This window comes from Pseudomonas sp. LSJ-87, from assembly GCF_032971465.1.
In the GTDB taxonomy this organism is placed as follows: domain Bacteria; phylum Pseudomonadota; class Gammaproteobacteria; order Pseudomonadales; family Pseudomonadaceae; genus Aquipseudomonas; species Aquipseudomonas putida_Z.
In genome coordinates, this window is record NZ_JAWJYQ010000001.1 from 61,667 (window position 1) to 80,941 (window position 19,275).

Sequence of the window (19,275 nt, forward strand, 5' to 3'; positions counted from 1 at the left end):
TTCTGTGTTTCTTTCTTATAAGGTTTACACCGTGCACTCCACCGACGTGATCATCCTCGGCGCCGGCGCCGCCGGCCTGATGTGCGCCCAGCTCAGCGCCCGCCGTGGCCGCCGGGTACTGGTGCTCGACCACGCCAACAAACCGGGCAAGAAGATCCTCATGTCCGGCGGCGGCCGCTGCAACTTCACCAACATGTATACCGAGCCGGGCAACTTCCTCTCGCAGAATGCACACTTCTGCAAGTCGGCCCTGGCCCGCTACACCCAGTGGGACTTCATCGAGCTGGTGTGCAAGCACGGCGTGGCCTACCACGAGAAGAAGCTCGGCCAGCTGTTCTGCGACAACAAGGCCAGTGACATCCTCGACATGCTGCTGGCCGAATGCGATGAGGTCGGCGCCGAGGTCCGCATGCACACCAGCATCGAGCAGATCGAGAAGACCGAAGGCGGCTACCTGCTACAGACCAGCGGCGGCCAGTTCGCCTGCCAGTCGCTGGTGATCGCCACCGGCGGCCTGTCGATCCCGACCCTGGGTGCCACCGGCTTCGGCTACCAGGTGGCCCGCCAGTTCGGCCATACCCTGCTGCCAACCCGCGCCGGGCTGGTGCCGTTCACCATCACCGAGCCCCAACTGAAGGCACTGTGCACCGAGTTGTCCGGCACCTCGCTGGATTGCACCGCCAGCTGCAACGGCACCAGCTTCCGCGAGAACCTGCTGTTTACCCACCGCGGCCTCAGCGGCCCGGCGATTTTGCAGGTCTCGTCGTTCTGGGAAGCCGGTGACACGGTCGAGATCAACCTGCTGCCCGACCGTGATGCACTGACCTGGCTGCAACAGATGCAGGCCGAACGCGCCAACGCCGAGCTGAAGACCGTGCTGGGCGAGGTGTTTACCCGCAAGCTGGCCAACCTGCTGGCCGAGCAGTGGTTCGAGTCCAGGCCGATGAAGCAGTACACCCCGGCGGAACTGGCACAGATCGCCGAAAAGCTGGCGAACTGGCAGGTGGTGCCGGCCGGCACGGAGGGCTACCGCACTGCCGAAGTGACCCTGGGTGGCGTGGATACCCGCGAGGTGTCGTCCAAGACCATGGAATCGCTGAAGAGCCCCGGGCTGTATTTCATTGGTGAAGTGCTGGATGTGACCGGCCACCTGGGCGGTTTCAATTTCCAGTGGGCCTGGGCCTCCGCCAACGCCGCGGCGCAGTTCGTGTAGAGTAGAATCCATTCAGCAGCACGGAACGCTTCTTGCTGGCCCGTGCTGGAGTGCCGGAAAAGCATTAGGGCTGCTTTGCAGCCCATCGCCGGCAAGCCGGCTCCCACAGGATCATCACAGCCCTCGGCACTGTGCAGTACCTGTGGGAGCTGGCTTGCCGGCGATGGGCCGCGGCAGCGGCCCCAATGACACGGCCTCGAACGGTATTTCTCTGATCACTGCCTAGCAGGCCATCATGTCATCGAGCTCGTTCCGTCAGTCACTGCGTCGCCTGTGGGGTCAAGACAAGTTCAGCTACAGCATCCGGGTCACCATCGCCCTCACCGGCAGCCTGGCCCTGTGCTGGTACCAGAACGAAATGGCCCTGCTGATTCCGCTGTTCCTCGGCATCATCGCCAGCGCCCTGGCCGAAACCGATGACAGCTGGCAGGGCCGCCTCAGCGCCCTGGCCGTCACCCTGGTGTGTTTTGCCATCGCCGCACTGGCGGTCGAACTGTTGTTCCCCTACCCGTGGGTATTCGTCATTGCCTTGGCCTTGGCGGCCTTCGGCCTGACCATGCTCGGTGCCCTGGGCGAGCGCTATGGCGCCATCGCTTCAGCGACCCTGATCACCGCGGTGTATACCATGATCGGCGTGGACCAGCGCGGCGGCCAGGTCACCGACTTCTGGCACGAACCACTTCTACTGGTGGCGGGTGCGGCCTGGTACGGGCTGCTGTCGGTGCTGTGGCAGGCGCTGTTTTCCAACCAGCCGGTGCAGCAGAGCCTGGCCAAGCTGTTTTTCGAGCTGGGCAGCTACCTCAAGCTCAAGGCCAGCCTGTTCGAACCCATCCGTACCCTTGACGTCGAAGCCCGGCGCCTGGAGCTGGCCCAGCAGAACGGCAAGGTGGTAGCGGCGCTCAACGCGGCCAAGGAAATCATCCTGCACCGGGTGGGCAACAGCCAGCCGAACTCCAAGGTCAGCCGCTACCTCAAGCTGTACTTCCTGGCCCAGGACATCCATGAACGGGTCAGTGCCTCGCACTATCCCTACAACGCCCTGACCGAGGCTTTTTTCCACAGCGACGTGATGTTCCGCTGCCAACGCCTGCTGCGCAAACAGGGCTCGTCCTGCCAGGAACTGGCCCGCTCGATCCGCCTGCGCCAGCCGTTCGTGCTGGCCAGCGGTTATCCCGAAGCCCTCGAAGACCTCAACGCCTCGCTGGAACACCTGCGCATGCAGAACAACCCGGCCTGGCGTAGCCTGCTTCGCTCGTTGCGGGCGCTGGCGGCCAACCTGGCGACGCTCGACCGCCTGCTCAGCGCCGCCAGCAACCCGGACAGCCTTGCCGACACAAGCGATAGCAGCCTGCTCGACCGCTCGCCACGCTCGCTGAAGGATGTGTGGACCCGCCTGCGTACCCAATTGACGCCGACTTCGCTGCTGTTCCGCCATGCCCTGCGCCTGCCGCTGGCGCTGTCGATCGGCTATGGCATGGTGCACCTGATCCACCCCACCCAGGGCTACTGGATCATCCTCACCACGCTGTTCGTGTGCCAGCCCAACTACGGTGCGACCCGGCGCAAGCTGGTGCAGCGGATAGCCGGCACCGCCGTCGGCCTGACGGTGGGCTGGGCATTGTTCGACCTGTTCCCCAACCCGGTCATCCAATCGTTGTTCGCCGTGGTCGCCGGGGTGGTTTTCTTCGTCAACCGCACCACCCGCTACACCTTGGCCACGGCCGCGATCACCCTGATGGTGCTGTTCTGCTTCAACCAGATCGGCGATGGCTATGGCCTGTTCCTGCCGCGCCTGTTCGATACCCTGGTCGGCAGCCTGATCGCCATCCTCGCGGTGTTCCTGTTCCTCCCCGACTGGCAGGGGCGGCGGCTGAACAAGGCTCTGGCCAATACCCTGGCCTGCGCCAGCGTGTACCTGCGGCAGATCATGCAGCAGTATGCCCACGGCAAGCGCGATGACCTGGCCTACCGCCTGGCCCGGCGCAACGCCCACAACGCCGACGCGGCGCTGTCCACCACCCTGGCCAACATGCTGATGGAGCCGGGGCATTTCCGGAAGGAGGCCGACGTCGGCTTCCGCTTCCTGGTGCTGTCGCATACCTTGCTCAGCTACCTCTCGGGGCTGGGCGCGCACCGCGACACGGCCTTGCCGGCGGAGGTGCAGGAGCAGTTGATCGACGGTGCCGGGCAAAGCCTGGCCAGCAGCCTGGACGAGATTGCCAACGGCCTGGCCGCGCGGCTGCCGGTGGCGATTCACAGCGATGCCGAAGAAGCGCTGGCCAATGCCCTGGAACAGATGCCGGAAGAGCTGGACGAGCACCAGCGGCTGGTGCAGACGCAGCTGGCATTGATCTGCCGGCAGTTGGGGCCGCTGCGGACCTTGGCAGCGCATTTGATCAAGGAAGGTGCACCGGCCTGAGTTGTACTATCGCCGGTGCCGGCCTCTTCGCGGGTGAACCCGCTCCCACAGGAACCCCACAAGTTTCAAGTCCTGTGTAATACCTGTGGGAGCGGGTTTACCCGCGAAGAGGCCGGCACAGGCGATATAGATCAGAAGCCATGCTGGCGCATGAGCCGCGCATAGCTGCCATCCGCCTTCATCGCCGCAATCGCCTGCTCGAACCGCTCGACGATCCGCGCATGCTCCGGGTTTTTCAGGCTGACCAGGATATGCAGGGTGTTCTCCCCCAACGGCGGCTCCACCAGCATCACCCCATCGCGTACCTCCGGCAGTTCGCGCTGCAAGTTGTAACGGGCCACGTACTCGTCTTCCACCGCCAGGTCCACCCGCCCCGCCGCCAGCATGCGTACCGCAGAGGGAAAGTTGCGCACCGCCACCTTGTGCAGGCGGGTGTCGCGGTCGAACTCGGGGGAATAGGCGTAATCACGCACCACAGCGATGCTGTAGGGGTACAGGTCTGACTGGCGCTTGTAGCGAAACGCCTCGCCCTTGCGCTGCAGCAGGCGAATGCGGTTGACCAGGTAGGCTTTGGAAAACTGCCCGATGCTGGCGCGCGAGTCGTTGTACCAGGCGTTGATTAGCACATCGTAACGCCCCTCGCTCACCCCCAGCAGAGCCCGCGCCCAAGGTGCCTCTTCGACCCCACTGGTGTAGCCGGCCCGGGCCAGCGCCGTGGTGACGATGCTGGTCGCCAGGCCACCGCCCGGCATGCTGGCATCGGTGAACGGCGGCCAATTGTCGGCCACCAGGCGTAGCTTTTCGTGACCCGGGGCGGGTGTTGCAAGCATCATTGCCAGCAATCCCAGAACACAAAGCAGTGGCCGCATGCTCACGTCCTTTCGCAATGGAGGGCACACACTGCCGACGAGATTACACAAAGCCGTCGCCGAGGGCAGCGGCCAATAGTGTCATTTAGCCTCTATTTTGGCCGTGACCCATACATCATGCGATGATCGACGGCCCACTCAAGGAGTTCGCGCCAATGTCCATCGACTGGCTCTGCAAGCACCACACCGATCTCAGCAAGGACCAGCTCTACGCCATTCTGCAATTGCGCACTGAAGTGTTCGTGGTCGAGCAGCGCTGCGCCTACCAGGAAGTCGATGGCCAGGACCTGACCGGCGATACCCTGCACCTGATGGGCTGGCAGGATGACAAGCTGGTGGCCTACCTGCGCCTGCTCGACCCGCAATCCCAGGGTGGGGATGTAGTGATCGGGCGGGTGGTGACTGCACCTGCGGCGCGCGAGCTGAAGCTGGGGCATACCTTGCTCCTCAAGGGGTTGGAGGCAGCGGAGCATTGCTGGCCGGGGGTGCCGGTCTATCTGTCGGCGCAGGCGCATTTGCAGGGGTTCTATGCCCGGCATGGGTTCGCGGTGGTGGGCGAGGAATACCTTGAGGATGACATTCCGCATATCGGGATGCGCAAGGGTTGAGATCACCGGGGGTGCTTCGCCCCCCTTTCGCGACGCAAGGCCGCTCCTACAAGGGAACGCGATTACCTGTAGCAGCCCCCAGTGGATCAGGGATAACCCAGCACTTCGCGAACCTGCCGCAGGTGCCGGATGATCCACTGCTTGTCGATCGCTCCCCAGTCATGAATGCGGTAATGCCCGGCGTGGTTGCGCGCGCCTTCCTGCTGTTCGAACTCGCAGACGATATCCAGGTCGGCTAGCGCCGCAATGGTGTCCTGGGCGGTGCGCCGGGGCATGCCGGTGGCCTCCATCAGGGCCGGCACGCTGGTCGCGGTCTGGCTGTCGATCAGCCAGGCCACGTACAGGCGGCGGTAGAAGCTGCTCTTGGTCTTGCTCACTTCCATGCTGCGTGGTCCTTAACAGTTGCCCGGCAGCTCCCGATAGGTCAGGTAGACGCGCAGGTCGAATTCCAGTTGGTGGTAGTCCGGCTCCATGTGCTGGCAGAGCTGGTAGAACGCCTTGTTGTGGTCGCGCTCGCGCAGGTGTGCCAGTTCGTGCACCACGATCATGCGCAAGAATTGCGGCGCGGCCTCCTTGAACAGCGAGGCAATGCGGATTTCCTTCTTCGCCTTGAGCTTGCCGCCCTGCACCCTCGATATCGCCGTATTCAGGCCCAGGGCCCGATGGGTCAGGTCGAGACGATTGTCGAACAGCACCTTGTCCAGGTTCGGCGCGCTGCGCAGGTATTGCTGGCGCAAATCCTGGGCATAGCCATACAACGCCTTGTCGTTCTGCACGTCATGGCGGTCGGGGTAGCGGCGCTGCAGGTACTCGCCCAGGCGGTCGCTGTCGATCATCTCCCGCACCTGCTGCTGCAGGTGCGGGGGGTAGGCTTGCAAGTATCGTAATACGGTCATGGCGCTGCATTCGGTGTAACGAATGCCGATTCTAGCCAATCATGGCCCCGGCCAGGAGAAAATCACCGGGAAGCTGCTGGCATCCGTGGCGGTCATCGGGTATGCCACCAGGAACCCCTGCACATACTCACAGCCATTGGCCTTGAGCCAGGCCGCCTGGGCCGGGGTTTCAACCCCCTCGGCGATCACCGTGATGCTGTAGTCGGCGCACAGGCCGATGACGCTGCGCACCAGCGCGGCATCCACCGCCGAGTCGGGCAGGCGCGCGACCAGGTGGCGGTCGAGCTTGAGGGTATCGATCGGCAGGTCGCGCAACATGCGCAACGAGCAGTCGCCGGCACCAAAGTCATCCAGCGCCACCCGCACACCCAACTCGCGCAAGCGGTGTATCTGTTTCACCGCCGCATCGATGTTGTACATCAGCGAGGTTTCCGCCACCTCCACTTCCAGCTGCGCCGGGTCCAGCTGGTAAAGCTGGATGACCCGGTGCAGTTCGTCGACCAGGCTTGGCATGGCGAACTGCGCGCGGCTCAGGCTGATACCCAGCACCAGGTCCGCCGGGAAACGCTGGCACCAGGCCTGGCGCTGAGCCGCGCCTTGGCGGTAGATCCAGCTGGCCAGGCGGTTGATCAGGCGCGCCTCTTCCAGCAACGGGATGAACAGCCCCGGCGGCACGTCGCCGACACTGGGATGCTGCCAACGCAGCAAGGCCTCGAAGCCACGGAGGCGGCCATCGTTGAAGCCAACCTGCGGCTGGTAAACCAGAGTGAAGTCTTGCTGCTCCACGGCCGTGCGTACGCTGTCCTCGAGCATCAGCCGCGAACGCGCCCGGCCGTTGAGCTCCTGATCGTAGAAGCGATACTGCTGGCGCCCCGCCTGCTTGGCCGCGTACATCGCTGCATCGGCCGCACGCAAGAGGCCTTCGACATTGGCGCCGCAATCCGGATAGGTGGCGATGCCGATGCTCACCCCAAGGCTCACATCCAGCCCTTCCACCTGGTGGCTGATGGAAATACGTTCCAGCAACCGCTCGGCATAGCGCCCGGCCTGCTCCGGGTAAGGTAGGCTGTCGAACAGTGCGGTGAACTCGTCCCCGCCCATGCGCGCCAGCAGCGCTTCACTGCCCAGGCAATCCTTGAGCTGTTCGGCTACCCAGTGCAGCACCCGGTCGCCCGCGTCGTGGCCGAGCGAGTCGTTGATGCGCTTGAAGCCATCCAGGTCCATGTACATCAGCGCCTGCGCCTTGTCCGAACGCTCGTTGCGCAGCAGCGCACCTTCGGCGGCCTGGTAGAACCCGCGGCGGTTGAGCAGGCCGGTAAGCGGGTCGGTGACGGCCTGGTACTCCAGCTGCTGGTGCAGGTTGCGCACCACCGACATGTCCAGCACGGTGACCACCATGGCCTGCTGTTCTGCCGGCAGTGGCGCACAGGACAACGCCACCGGCACCAGCTCACCGCCAAGGGTGCGCAGCTGGGCATCGTGCACGCGGAAGATGCGCCGCCCCAGGTAGGCCTGGTAGAAATCCGATTCGTTCCACAGGCTGGCACTGGTCAGTTGCACCAGGTCGAGCAGATGGGCGCCCTGCAACTGCTGCACCGGCGCTGACAACAAACGGGAAATGGCCGGGTTGGCAAAGCTGATGATGCCTTGGGCATCCACCACCAGAATGCCCTCGGCGGCGTTCTCCAGGATCGATGCGTTGAAGGCCCTGGCCGCTTCCAGCTCGCGGGTCAGCCGCTGCAGCATGCGCCGGTTGCGCTGCTGGTCGAGCAGGGCCTGGACCTTGGGCTTGAGGATTTGCGGGTCGAACGGTTTGAACATGTAGTCCACGGCGCCGCTGGCGTAGCCCTTGAGCACGGCCGCTTCGGACTGTTCGTTGGCGGTGAGGAAAATGATCGGGGTCAGCCGGGTACGCTGGCTGCCGCGCATCAGCCGGGCGACTTCGAAGCCGTCCATCTCCGGCATCTGTACATCCAGCAGGACCAGGTCGACATCGTGCTCGAGCAACGCGCTCAGGGCTTCCATCCCCGAGTTTGCCGTCAGCACCTGCCAATCCTGACGGGCCAGCAATGCCCGCATGCTGATGAGGTTTTCGGGGTAATCGTCTACCACCAGAAGAACCGAGCTGCCATCCAGTGGCTGAGGTTGGGGGTGAGGGTGAGCGCCATCCATGCTGCTTCTCTATTATGTGACCGACTTCAAGATACGGTTGGATCCACTAGTACTCTAGACCTGAGCGGATAACACGCAATGCAATCAGAACGCTATCAGTGCCTCAACTATACGGTAGCCGACTAACGGTCGCTTTGCCGGGAATATGTGCCGGCCTCTTCGCGGGCATGCCCGCTCCCACATGGACGGTTTGCATGCGCCCTGTGGGAGCGGGCGTGCCCGCGAAGAGGCCATCACGGATGCAAGGTTCTAACACCCAAAAATGAAAAAACCCGCATTTCTGCGGGTTTCTTGTGTAGCCAGTGCGATCAGTTGACCTTGGCGGCCAGCTCACCTTTCAGGTAGCGCTGGTACATGCCTTCCAGGGAAATCGGCTTGATCTTCGAGGCATTGCCAGCGGTGCCGAAGGCTTCGTAACGGGCGATGCACACGTCACGCATGGCCTTGACGGTTTCACCGAAGAACTTGCGCGGGTCGAACTCGCTCGGGTTCTGCGCCATCAGGCGGCGCATGGCACCGGTGGAAGCCAGACGCAGGTCGGTGTCGATGTTGACCTTGCGCACGCCGTACTTGATACCTTCGACGATTTCCTCGACCGGTACACCGTAGGTTTCCTTGATGTCGCCGCCGTACTGGTTGATGATCGCCAGCCACTCTTGCGGTACCGAGGACGAACCGTGCATCACCAGGTGGGTGTTGGGGATGCGCTTGTGGATTTCCTTGATGCGGTCGATGGCCAGCACGTCACCGGTTGGTGGCTTGGTGAACTTGTAGGCACCGTGGCTGGTACCGATGGCGATCGCCAGGGCGTCGACCTGGGTCTTCTTGACGAAGTCGGCAGCCTCTTCCGGGTCGGTCAGCATCTGGCTGTGGTCCAGCACGCCTTCGGCACCGATGCCGTCTTCTTCACCGGCCATGCCGGTTTCCAGCGAACCCAGGCAGCCCAGCTCACCCTCTACCGAAACGCCACAGGCGTGGGCCATGGCAACGGTCTGCTGGGTAACGCGGACGTTGTACTCGTAGTCGGTCGGCGTCTTGCCGTCTTCACCCAGCGAGCCATCCATCATCACCGAGCTGAAGCCCAGCTGGATCGAGCGCTGGCAGACGTCAGGGCTGGTGCCGTGGTCCTGGTGCATGCACACCGGGATATGCGGGAATTCTTCGATGGCCGCCAGGATCAGGTGACGCAGGAACGGGGCACCGGCGTATTTGCGGGCACCGGCCGAAGCCTGGACGATCACCGGGGAGTCGGTCTTGTCGGCCGCTTCCATGATGGCGCGCATCTGCTCGAGGTTGTTGACGTTGAAAGCTGGTACGCCGTAACCGAACTCGGCGGCGTGGTCCAGCATCTGGCGCATGCTAATGAGTGCCATTGTGTATCTCTCTCCCGACAAGCGTCGTTTGTTTCGTGCAAGCCTGCCGCAGGGGCGGTTGCTGTTCAAGTAGTGTGGGCCACCCTCGCGGCCCGGCCAGTCACGGTGCCTTGCAGCCCCGCCCAATCAGATCGTTGGTTGCCACCCAGTACACCAGGCCTTCTTCGCCCTTGGTATGGAAGGCCAGCATGCCATCGCTGTACAGCGCACCCGAGGCACCCGGCTCGGCCTTGAGCCGGTAGACCTGGTCGCCGCCACCAAGGCGCACATCGACCTGGTCGCGCTGCGCATCGGCGAAGCGCCACAGCACTTCAGCCTGGGTGTCGCAGACCCAACGGGTCCAGTCGTCTGCCGGGGCGGGTTGCGCCGGTTTCAGCAGCGAGCATCCTGCCAGTGTCGCCAGGGCCGTCACGGCCAAAAGCGCTTTCATTCAGTTTCCTCGATTGGGGGCTGCTGTGCAGCCCTTCGCGGGCTTGCCCGCTCCCACAGGTCAAGCGCAGTACCTGTGGGAGCGGGCAAGCCCGCGAAGGGCCGCACAGCGGCCCCTACCTCAAGACCACAAATCAGCCTTCAGGTTGCCTGTTACCCGATCAAGGGCAACCCGGCGCCTTGCGCTGGTGGTCTTCGTCGTACTTTTCCAGGCCTTCCGGGCCCACGCGCTTGCTGATGACCGGCACGGTCTCGGCCTGCCACTCGGACTGGTAGCAACCGCCCTTGGGCGGCTGCGCCGGGTCGGCATCCGAGGCCGGGCTGCCGGCGCATGCGCTCAGCAGGCCAGCCAGCATCATCACAGGCAATTGCTTGACCATCAGGCCGCTCCCTTTGCCAAGCGCCGACGTCATCAGGCCTTGGCCCGCTCTTCCAGGATTGCCACGGCCGGCAGGACCTTGCCCTCGACGAACTCGAGGAAGGCGCCACCACCGGTAGAAATGTAGGAGATATCGGCGCCAACGCCATATTTGTCGATGGCTGCCAGGGTGTCACCGCCACCGGCGATGGAGAACGCGGCGCTGTCGGCGATAGCCTTGGCCAGCACCTTGGTGCCGTTGCCGAACTGGTCGAATTCGAACACGCCGACCGGGCCGTTCCACAGGATGGTCTTCGACGACTTCAGCAGCTCGGCGAAATTGGCTGCGGTTTGCGGGCCGATGTCCAGGATCATGTCGTCAGCGGCAACGTCGGCAATGGCCTTGACGGTGGCTTCGGCGCTCTCGGCGAACTCCTTGGCAACCACCACGTCGACCGGCAGAGGCACGCTGACCTTGGCGGCGATGGTCTTGGCGGTGTCGACCAGGTCAGGCTCGTACAGCGACTTGCCCACCGGGTGGCCGGCTGCGGCCAGGAAGGTGTTGGCAATGCCGCCACCGACGATCAGCTGGTCGCAGACCGAGCTCAGGCTGTTCAGCACGTCCAGCTTGGTGGAGACCTTGGAGCCGGCAACGATGGCTGCCATCGGCTTGGCCGGGGCCTTCAGGGCCTTGCCCAGGGCATCCAGCTCGGCTGCCAGCAGCGGGCCGGCAGCAGCGACCTTGGCGAACTTGGCAACGCCATGGGTCGAACCTTCGGCACGGTGGGCAGTACCGAAAGCGTCCATGACGAACACGTCGCAGAGGGCGGCGTATTTCTGCGCCAGCTCGTCGGCGTTCTTCTTCTCGCCCTTGTTGAAGCGCACGTTCTCGAACAGTACCAGGTCACCAGCCTTGACCTCGACACCGTCCAGGTAGTCGGCAACCAGCGGTACGTCGCGGCCCAGGGCCTTGCTCAGGTAGTCGGCGACCGGCTTGAGGCTGTTCTCGGCAGAGAACTCGCCCTCGGTCGGGCGGCCCAGGTGCGAGCAGACCATTACCGCCGCGCCCTTCTCCAGGGCCAGCTTGATGGTCGGCAGCGCTGCCAGGATACGCGCGTCGCTGGCTACCACACCGTCCTTCACAGGCACGTTGAGGTCTTCGCGGATCAATACGCGCTTACCTTGCAGGTCGAGGTCGGTCATCTTCAACACGGTCATGAATGCAGTCCTTCAGGGCTGTTTGTTGCGGGTTGGGTGGACGACGTGCAGATAGTGTTCGGCAACGTCGAGCATACGGTTGGCGAACCCCCATTCGTTGTCGAACCAGGCCAGCAGGTTCACCAGGCGAGGGCCGGAAACACGGGTCTGGCTGGCATCGACGATCGCCGAATGCGGGTCATGGTTGAAATCACAGCTGGCGTGGGGCAACTCGGTGTAGGCCAGCAAGCCTTTCAGCGGGCCTTCCAGCGCCGCCTCGCGCAGCACCCGGTTGACTTCGGCCGCGCTGGTATCGCGGGCGGTCTGCAGGGTGATGTCCAGGCACGAGACGTTGACGGTCGGTACGCGTACCGCTTTGGCCTGGATTCGCCCGGCAAGTTCCGGAAGCAGGCGCTCGATGCCACGCGCCAGACCAGTGGACACCGGGATCACCGACTGGAAGGCCGAACGCGTGCGGCGCAGGTCTTCGTGGTGGTAGGCGTCGATCACCGGCTGGTCGTTCATCGCCGAGTGGATGGTGGTGATCTGCACGTACTCGATGCCGAATGCCTGGTCCAGCACACGCAACAGCGGCACGCCACAGTTGGTGGTGCACGATGCGTTGGACACCAGGCGCTCGTTGCCGGTCAGGCAGGCCTGGTTGACGCCGTAGACCACCGTGGCATCGACGTCGGCCTCGCTGGCCATTGGCTGCGAGAACAGCACCCGCGGCGCGCCGGCGTCGAGGAAACGCTGGCCATCGGCGCGGGTGTGGTAGGCGCCGGAGCACTCCAGCACCAGGTCGATATCCAGGGCGGCCCAGTCGATGCCTTCGGGGGTGGCACTGCGCATCACCTTCACGCAGTCGCCATTGATATGCAGACAGTCGCCATCGACCTTCACCTCACCGGGGAAACGCCCGTGGGTGGAGTCGAAGCGTGTCAGGTATTCCAGGCTGGCCTGGTCGGCCAGGTCGTTCAGCGCGACGATCTCGAAACCGGCCTTTGCCCCCCGCTCGAACAGCGCGCGCAGGACACAGCGGCCGATACGGCCATAACCGTTGAGTGCAACTTTGTAGGGACGCAGGTGGGGCATTCGTTGGCTCGCTAACGCATGATGGCTGTTGGGGCCGCGTTGCGGCCCATCGCGACGCAAGGCCGCTCCCACAGGGAACGCGTACGCAGTACCTTGTGGGAGCGGCCTTGTGTCGCGAAACGAGGGTGGAAGCCCTCGCCTTACGCCTGTATCAGTCTTCCAGCAGCTCTTCGGCAGTCCCGAGGATGTTCTCCAGGGTGAAACCGAACTCTTCGAACAGTGCCGAAGCCGGCGCCGACTCACCGTAAGTGGTCATGCCGATGATACGACCTTCCAGGCCGACGTACTTGTACCAGAAGTCGGCGTGAGCGGCTTCGATGGCGATACGCGCACCTACTTCCAGCGGCAGCACGGACTGCTTGTAGGCAGCGTCCTGGGCATCGAACACGCTGGTGCACGGCATGGAAACCACGCGCACCTTGCGGCCTTGTTCGGTCAGCTTGGCGTGCGCCTGAACAGCCAGGCCCACTTCGGAACCGGTGGCGATCAGGATCAGCTCAGGCTCGCCGGCGCAGTCCTTGAGCACGTAGCCGCCGCGGCTGATGTCGGCGATCTGCTGGGCATCGCGGTCCTGGTGCTGCAGGTTCTGGCGCGAGAAGATCAGCGCCGAAGGGCCGTCCTTGCGCTCCAGGGCGTTTTTCCAGGACACGGCGGATTCCACCGCGTCGGCTGGGCGCCAGGTGTCCAGGTTCGGCGTGCTGCGCAGGCTGGTCAGCTGCTCGATCGGCTGGTGAGTCGGGCCGTCTTCGCCCAGGCCAATGGAGTCGTGGGTGTAGACGTGGATCACGCGCTGCTTCATCAGTGCCGACATGCGCACGGCGTTGCGGGCGTACTCCATGAACATCAGGAAGGTCGCGCCGTAAGGCACCAGGCCACCGTGCAGGGCAACGCCGTTCATGATGGCGGTCATGCCGAACTCACGCACGCCGTAGAACACGTAGTTGCCGCTGGCGTCGTTGGCTTCTACACCCTTGCAGCCCTTCCACAGGGTCAAGTTGGAACCGGCCAGGTCGGCCGAACCGCCGAGGAACTCCGGCAGCAGCGGGCCGAAGGCGTTCAGGGCGTTCTGGCTGGCCTTGCGGCTGGCGATGGTTTCGCCCTTGGCGGCCACTTCGTTGATGTAGGCCTGGGCCTTCTCGCTGAAGTCGGCCGGCAGCTCGCCGCTGTCACGGCGCTTGAACTCGGCAGCCAGCTCCGGGTAGGCCTTGGCGTAGGCGTCGAAGCGCTGGTTCCACTCGGCTTCGGCCTTGGCACCGGCAGCCTTGGCGTCCCACTCGGCGTAGATCTCGGCCGGGATTTCGAACGGGCCGTGGTTCCAGTTCAGTTCCTTGCGGGCCAGGGCGATTTCGTCGTTGCCCAGCGGCGCGCCGTGGCAGTCTTCCTTGCCCTGCTTGTTCGGCGAGCCGAAACCGATGATGGTCTTGCAGCAGATCAGGGTCGGGCGATCGCTCTTGCGAGCGGTCTCGATGGCGGTCTTGATCTCGTCGGCGTCATGGCCGTCGACGTTGCGGATCACCTGCCAGTTGTAGGCTTCGAAGCGCGCCGGGGTGTTGTCGGTGAACCAGCCGTGCACTTCGCCGTCGATGGAAATGCCGTTGTCGTCATAGAAGGCGATCAGCTTGTTCAGGCCCAGGGTGCCGGCCAGCGAGGCGACTTCGTGGGAGATACCTTCCATCATGCAGCCGTCGCCGAGGAACACGTAGGTGTTGTGGTCAACGATGTTGTGGCCGTCACGGTTGAACTGGGCGGCAAGCACTTTTTCGGCCAGGGCGAAGCCCACGGCGTTGGCAATACCCTGGCCGAGCGGGCCGGTGGTGGTCTCGACGCCTGGGGTGTAGCCGTATTCCGGGTGGCCCGGGGTGCGGCTGTGCAGCTGGCGGAAGCCTTTGATGTCATCGATGGTGACGTCGTAGCCGGTCAGGTGCAGCAGCGAGTAGATCAGCATCGAACCGTGGCCGTTGGACAGCACGAAGCGGTCACGGTCAGCGAAACTCGGGTTGCTCGGGTTGTGCTTCAGATAGTCGCGCCAAAGCACTTCGGCGATATCCGCCATGCCCATGGGGGCACCTGGGTGGCCGCTGTTGGCCTTTTGCACGGCATCCATGCTGAGGGCACGAATGGCGTTGGCACGTTCACGACGGCTGGGCATCGCTGATCTCCTGGGGGGCTTGAATAGGTGGTGTCACGAAAAAAGGCGGCCATTTTCGCCCACTGGGGGGGCTTGGGGCAATGACGTATGGTCGCAGTCGGGGGATTTTCCTCTGATTGGCACTGATTTCGGGGCAAAATCTGGAAATCGGTGCCGGCTTCTTCGCGGGTGAACCCGCTCCCACAGGGTCGCACCAAGGCTGAGGGCAGTGCTGAACCTGTGGGAGCGGGTTCACCCGCGAAGAGGCCCGAAAGGGCAACCCCGCACTCCGCCCATCAGCCAATATCAAAACTTTTTGATATTGGCCTTGCTAGGGCAACGATGCCTGTCTAGACTGCCGCACCATGAACCTCCGTGCGCAATCGATCCCCGAGCAACGCGAAGCATTGGCAGCCCTGTGCAAAGCCAGTGGCGACGAGTTGCGCCTGAACGTATTGCGCGCCCTGGCCAACGACTCGTTCGGCGTGCTGGAGCTGGCGCAGATCTTCGACGTGGGCCAGTCGGGCATGAGCCACCACCTGAAGGTGCTGGCCCAGGCCGAGCTGGTGGCGACCCGCCGCGAGGGCAATGCCATCTTCTACCGCCGCGCCCTGCCCGACAGCCTGCGCCTGGGCGGTCGGCTGCACGCGGCGCTGCTCGAAGAAGTGGACGACCTGGCCCTGCCGCCTGACGTGCAGGCGCGCATCGCCCAGGTACAGCAACGCCGCGCAGCCACCAGCCAGGACTTCTTCCTGCGCGTGGAAGAGAAATTCCGCGCCCAGCAAGACCTGATCGCCGGCCTGCCGCAGTACCGCGAAAGCCTGCTGGCGCTGCTCGACAAACTGAATTTCGACCCGGCCGCCAGCGCCCTGGAGGTCGGCCCCGGTGACGGTGGCTTCCTGCCCGACCTGGCCCGGCGCTTCGCCCAGGTCACCGCCCTGGACAACAGCCCGACCATGCTCGAACTGGCGCGCCAGGTGTGCCAACGCGAAGGGCTCGACAACGTGAACCTGCAGTTGGCCGATGCACTGGGTGCAACGGATGTGGCCGCCGACTGCGTTGTGCTGAACATGGTGCTGCACCATTTCAGCGACCCGGCCCTGGCCTTGCGCCAGCTGGCCAAACGGGTGAAGGCAGGCGGCAGCCTGCTGGTAACCGAACTGTGCAGCCATGACCAGGGGTGGGCGCGCGAAGCCTGCGGCGACCTGTGGCTTGGCTTCGAACAGGACGACCTGGCCCGTTGGGCCAACGCCGCCGGGCTGGCCCCCGGGGACAGCCTGTACGTGGGCTTGCGTAACGGTTTCCAGATTCAGGTCCGCCATTTCCAGCGGACGGCTGGCGACATACAACATCGGTAAATTTCAGGAACCTTCGAGATGAGCGAATACTCCCTTTTCACCTCCGAGTCCGTGTCCGAAGGGCATCCGGACAAGATCGCCGACCAGATTTCGGACGCCGTCCTTGATGCCATCATCGCCCAGGACAAATACGCCCGCGTAGCCTGCGAAACCCTGGTCAAGACCGGTGTCGCCATCATCGCCGGCGAAGTCACCACCTCCGCCTGGGTCGACCTGGAAGAGCTGGTGCGCAAGGTCATCATCGACATCGGCTACAACAGCTCCGACGTCGGTTTCGACGGCGCCACCTGCGCCGTGATGAACATCATCGGCAAGCAGTCGGTGGACATCGCCCAGGGCGTCGACCGCTCCCGCCCGGAAGACCAGGGCGCCGGTGACCAGGGCCTGATGTTCGGCTACGCCAGCAACGAGACCGATGTGCTGATGCCGGCACCGATCTGCTTCTCGCACCGTCTGGTCGAGCGCCAGGCCGAAGCGCGCAAATCGAAGCTGCTGCCATGGCTGCGCCCGGACGCCAAGTCGCAGGTCACCTGCCGTTACGAAAATGGCAAGGTGGTCGGTATCGACGCCGTGGTGCTGTCGACCCAGCACAACCCTGAGGTTTCGCAGAAAGACCTGCAGGAAGCCGTGATGGAGCTGATCGTCAAGCACACCCTGCCTGCCGAACTGCTGCACAAGGGCACCCAGTACCACATCAACCCGACCGGCAACTTCATCATCGGTGGCCCGGTGGGTGACTGCGGCCTGACCGGGCGCAAGATCATCGTCGACTCCTACGGCGGCATGGCCCGCCATGGTGGTGGCGCGTTCTCCGGCAAGGACCCGTCCAAGGTCGACCGTTCCGCCGCCTACGCCGGCCGCTACGTGGCCAAGAACATCGTCGCCGCCGGCCTGGCCGAGCGTTGCGAGATCCAGGTGTCGTACGCCATCGGCGTGGCCCAGCCGACCTCCATCTCGATCAACACCTTCGGTACCGGCAAGGTCTCCGACGACAAGATCATCCAGCTGGTGCGCGAGTGCTTCGACCTGCGCCCTTACGCCATCACCACCATGCTCGACCTGCTGCACCCGATGTACCAGGAAACCGCTGCCTATGGCCACTTCGGCCGTACCCCGCAGCAGAAGACGGTCGGCGACGACACCTTCACCACCTTCACCTGGGAGCGCACCGACCGCGCCCAGTCGCTGCGTGACGCTGCCGGCCTGTAAGTTTCCTACGGCGCTGGACGAAAGCCCCTGCCGAGCAATCGGCAGGGGCTTTTTTGTGACATATGGGCTGACAAACGCTGCATGGCGACCCGCACGCTACCTGCCTAGGCTGAGGGCTCCCACCCGCCATGCAAGGATGCTGGCCATGCCGCTCATGCTGCTTTTCGCCCTGCTGTTGACGTTGAATGCTCCCCTGGCCCGCGCCGCCACATGCCCCACCTGGAACCCGCAACAAGTCGAGGCTGAAGTGAGCCGATTGCGCGCCACGCTTGCCCGCTGGGACGACCATTACCATCGTCAGGGCATCGCACTGGTGGCCGATGAACTGTACGACCAGAGCCGCCAGCGCCTGGCACAACTGCAGCAATGCTTTGGCATCGCGGCCACCCCGTCCCCGCTGGCCAGCGCTGGCGGGCCAATCCCGCATCCGGTGCCGCACACCGGCGTCGACAAGCTGGCCGACCGCCTGGCTGTAGAACGCTGGCTGGCCGGCAAGGCCGATGTCTGGGTGCAGCCAAAGGTCGATGGCGTAGCGGTATCCCTCATCTACCGACAGGGCCGGCTGGTGCAGTTGATAAGCCGGGGGGACGGCGTGCAGGGGCACGACTGGAGCCGCCACATCCCCCTGCTCGACGCAATCAACCGGCAGCTGCCCCAGGCCATCGACCTGCAACTGCAGGGCGAACTTTACCTGCGCCTGGATGCGCATGTGCAAGCCCAGGCAGGCAGCGCCAACGCCCGAGGGACGGTAGCCGGGCTGCTGGCTCGCAAGCAGCTGGGCCGTGAGCAAGGCGAGCGCATCGGCCTGTTCGTGTGGGACTGGCCACAAGGCCCCGAGCAGCAGGCCGAACGCCTCGCGAAGCTGGCGGAACTGGGCTTTGCGCACAGCCAGGATTACAGCGTCGCCATAGAATCAGCGGACGATGCCGCGCACTGGCGTGAGTACTGGTACCGCTCACCCCTGCCCTTCGCCACCGATGGCGTGGTGTTGCGCCAAGGCGTCCGGCCGCCGGCCGAGCGCTGGCAGGCCAAGGCACCCTACTGGATCGCGGCGTGGAAGCACCCGTACACGCAGGCCCTGGCCGAAGTGCGCGAAGTACGCTTCCGCGTTGGCCGCACAGGCAGGGTCACGCCAGTGTTGCACGTGCTGCCGGTTACCCTGGATGACCGGCGAATCACCCAGGTGAGCCTGGGCTCGCTGGCTCGCTGGCTCAAGCTCGACATCCGCCCCGGTGACCAGGTGGCCGTCAGCCTTGCCGGGCTGACCATCCCGCGCCTGGAGCAAGTGGTGCACCGCGCCGCCGAGCGCCAACCGGTAACCGCACCAGCGCCCGGCCAACATCATGCCCACAGTTGCTGGCAGGCCAGCGAAGGCTGCGAGGACCAGTTCATTGCCCGCCTCACCTGGCTCAGCGGCAAGCAGGGGCTGGCCCTGCCGCGCACCGGCCCCGGCACCTGGCGCCGACTGGTGGCTGCCGGGCTGGTGACCTCGATGACCGACTGGCTGCATCTGGATGCCGAGCGCCTGGGCCAGGTAGCGGGTATCAGTGACGCAACGGCTGCGCAGTTGCTGGGCAGTTTCGACCAAGCCCGCTCACGGCCCTTTGCCCAATGGCTGCGCGGGCTGGGCGCGCCCACGCCCACCGGCATGCAGGTGACAGGCGACTGGCTGGAGCTTGCTGCCCGCACAACCCTTGAATGGCAAGCCATGCCCGGTATCGGCGAAAAGCGCGGGCAACAGCTTGCAGGATTTTTTGCGACCACCGAGGTTCAAGCCATTGCAACGCAGCTGGCCAAGGCCGGGATCGACGGATTCCGGATCGACAGGCAAAGCATCGAGCAATGATTATTTACCAATTTACCCGTAGGAAAATCCCGAGATTAAGCCGGAAAACCGCAACAAGGGTTTCTAAATGGGCAAAACCAAGGCAGGATTTCCCCCAACTTTTGC

Annotated in this window: 16 protein-coding genes; 6 read left to right on the top strand and 10 right to left on the bottom strand. The window is 64.2% G+C overall.

The genetic code is table 11. The features are described 5' to 3' along the window. The first annotated feature begins 31 nt into the window (after positions 1-31). Together RYH74_RS00230 and yccS are read left to right on the top strand one after the other, a co-directional pair. Complete coding sequence (locus RYH74_RS00230; protein WP_317408794.1) at positions 32-1,213, top strand: NAD(P)/FAD-dependent oxidoreductase; 1,182 nt, start codon at positions 32-34, stop codon at positions 1,211-1,213. Positions 1,214-1,448: 235 nt separating this feature from the next. After that, positions 1,449-3,632, top strand: a complete 2,184-nt coding sequence (gene yccS, locus RYH74_RS00235) for a YccS family putative transporter (protein ID WP_317408795.1) — start codon at positions 1,449-1,451, stop codon at positions 3,630-3,632. Positions 3,633-3,763: 131 nt separating this feature from the next. On the opposite strand, the gene RYH74_RS00240 is transcribed toward yccS, so the two are convergent. Further along, positions 3,764-4,501 (bottom strand): substrate-binding periplasmic protein, encoded by a 738-nt coding sequence (locus RYH74_RS00240; protein ID WP_075046568.1) that lies wholly within the window; start codon positions 4,499-4,501, stop codon positions 3,764-3,766. 155 nt (positions 4,502-4,656) lie between these two features. Here RYH74_RS00240 and RYH74_RS00245 point away from each other — a divergent pair, with 155 nt between their 5' ends. Then, the gene (locus RYH74_RS00245; RefSeq protein WP_075046569.1) at positions 4,657-5,109 is read left to right on the top strand and encodes a GNAT family N-acetyltransferase; all 453 of its coding nucleotides are present in this window, start codon (positions 4,657-4,659) and stop codon (positions 5,107-5,109) included. An 86-nt stretch (positions 5,110-5,195) separates the two neighbouring features. On the opposite strand, the gene RYH74_RS00250 is transcribed toward RYH74_RS00245, so the two are convergent. From RYH74_RS00250 to tkt, 9 genes are all read right to left on the bottom strand, one after another. After that, positions 5,196-5,492, bottom strand: a complete 297-nt coding sequence (locus tag RYH74_RS00250; RefSeq protein WP_075046570.1) for a helix-turn-helix domain-containing protein — start codon at positions 5,490-5,492, stop codon at positions 5,196-5,198. Positions 5,493-5,504: 12 nt separating this feature from the next. Beyond that, positions 5,505-6,005, bottom strand: a complete 501-nt coding sequence (locus RYH74_RS00255) for a M48 family metallopeptidase (protein ID WP_084785286.1) — start codon at positions 6,003-6,005, stop codon at positions 5,505-5,507. A 39-nt stretch (positions 6,006-6,044) separates the two neighbouring features. Continuing rightward, on the bottom strand, positions 6,045-8,177 hold the full coding sequence (locus RYH74_RS00260) for a putative bifunctional diguanylate cyclase/phosphodiesterase (protein ID WP_317408797.1): 2,133 nt from the start codon (positions 8,175-8,177) through the stop codon (positions 6,045-6,047). Positions 8,178-8,485: 308 nt separating this feature from the next. Next, entirely contained in the window at positions 8,486-9,550 is a 1,065-nt protein-coding gene (gene fba, locus RYH74_RS00265) for a class II fructose-bisphosphate aldolase (RefSeq protein WP_016712383.1), read from the bottom strand. A 100-nt stretch (positions 9,551-9,650) separates the two neighbouring features. Next, complete coding sequence (locus RYH74_RS00270; protein WP_013974499.1) at positions 9,651-9,980, bottom strand: MliC family protein; 330 nt, start codon at positions 9,978-9,980, stop codon at positions 9,651-9,653. A gap of 160 nt (positions 9,981-10,140) precedes the next feature. After that, a complete protein-coding gene (locus tag RYH74_RS00275) occupies positions 10,141-10,392 on the bottom strand; it encodes a hypothetical protein (RefSeq protein WP_025340881.1) in 252 nt (83 codons plus the stop codon). After that, positions 10,392-11,555 (bottom strand): phosphoglycerate kinase, encoded by a 1,164-nt coding sequence (locus RYH74_RS00280; RefSeq protein WP_317408798.1) that lies wholly within the window; start codon positions 11,553-11,555, stop codon positions 10,392-10,394. The genes RYH74_RS00275 and RYH74_RS00280 overlap by 1 nt, the downstream gene beginning before the upstream one ends. A gap of 12 nt (positions 11,556-11,567) precedes the next feature. After that, positions 11,568-12,629 (bottom strand): erythrose-4-phosphate dehydrogenase, encoded by a 1,062-nt coding sequence (gene epd / locus RYH74_RS00285; RefSeq protein WP_013974502.1) that lies wholly within the window; start codon positions 12,627-12,629, stop codon positions 11,568-11,570. Between the two features lie 151 nt (positions 12,630-12,780). Continuing rightward, positions 12,781-14,778 (bottom strand): transketolase, encoded by a 1,998-nt coding sequence (tkt, locus tag RYH74_RS00290; protein ID WP_025340883.1) that lies wholly within the window; start codon positions 14,776-14,778, stop codon positions 12,781-12,783. A gap of 344 nt (positions 14,779-15,122) precedes the next feature. Between tkt and RYH74_RS00295 the strand changes: the two genes are divergently transcribed. The 3 genes from RYH74_RS00295 (at position 15,123) to ligB (ending at position 19,170) form a co-directional block, all read left to right on the top strand. Continuing rightward, complete coding sequence (locus tag RYH74_RS00295) at positions 15,123-16,115, top strand: ArsR/SmtB family transcription factor (protein ID WP_025340884.1); 993 nt, start codon at positions 15,123-15,125, stop codon at positions 16,113-16,115. Positions 16,116-16,133: 18 nt separating this feature from the next. Then, positions 16,134-17,324 (top strand): methionine adenosyltransferase, encoded by a 1,191-nt coding sequence (gene metK, locus RYH74_RS00300; protein ID WP_015272060.1) that lies wholly within the window; start codon positions 16,134-16,136, stop codon positions 17,322-17,324. 145 nt (positions 17,325-17,469) lie between these two features. Further along, positions 17,470-19,170: an NAD-dependent DNA ligase LigB gene (gene ligB, locus RYH74_RS00305; protein WP_317408800.1), complete on the top strand. Its 1,701-nt coding sequence runs from the start codon at positions 17,470-17,472 to the stop codon at positions 19,168-19,170. Positions 19,171-19,275 lie beyond the last annotated feature (105 nt).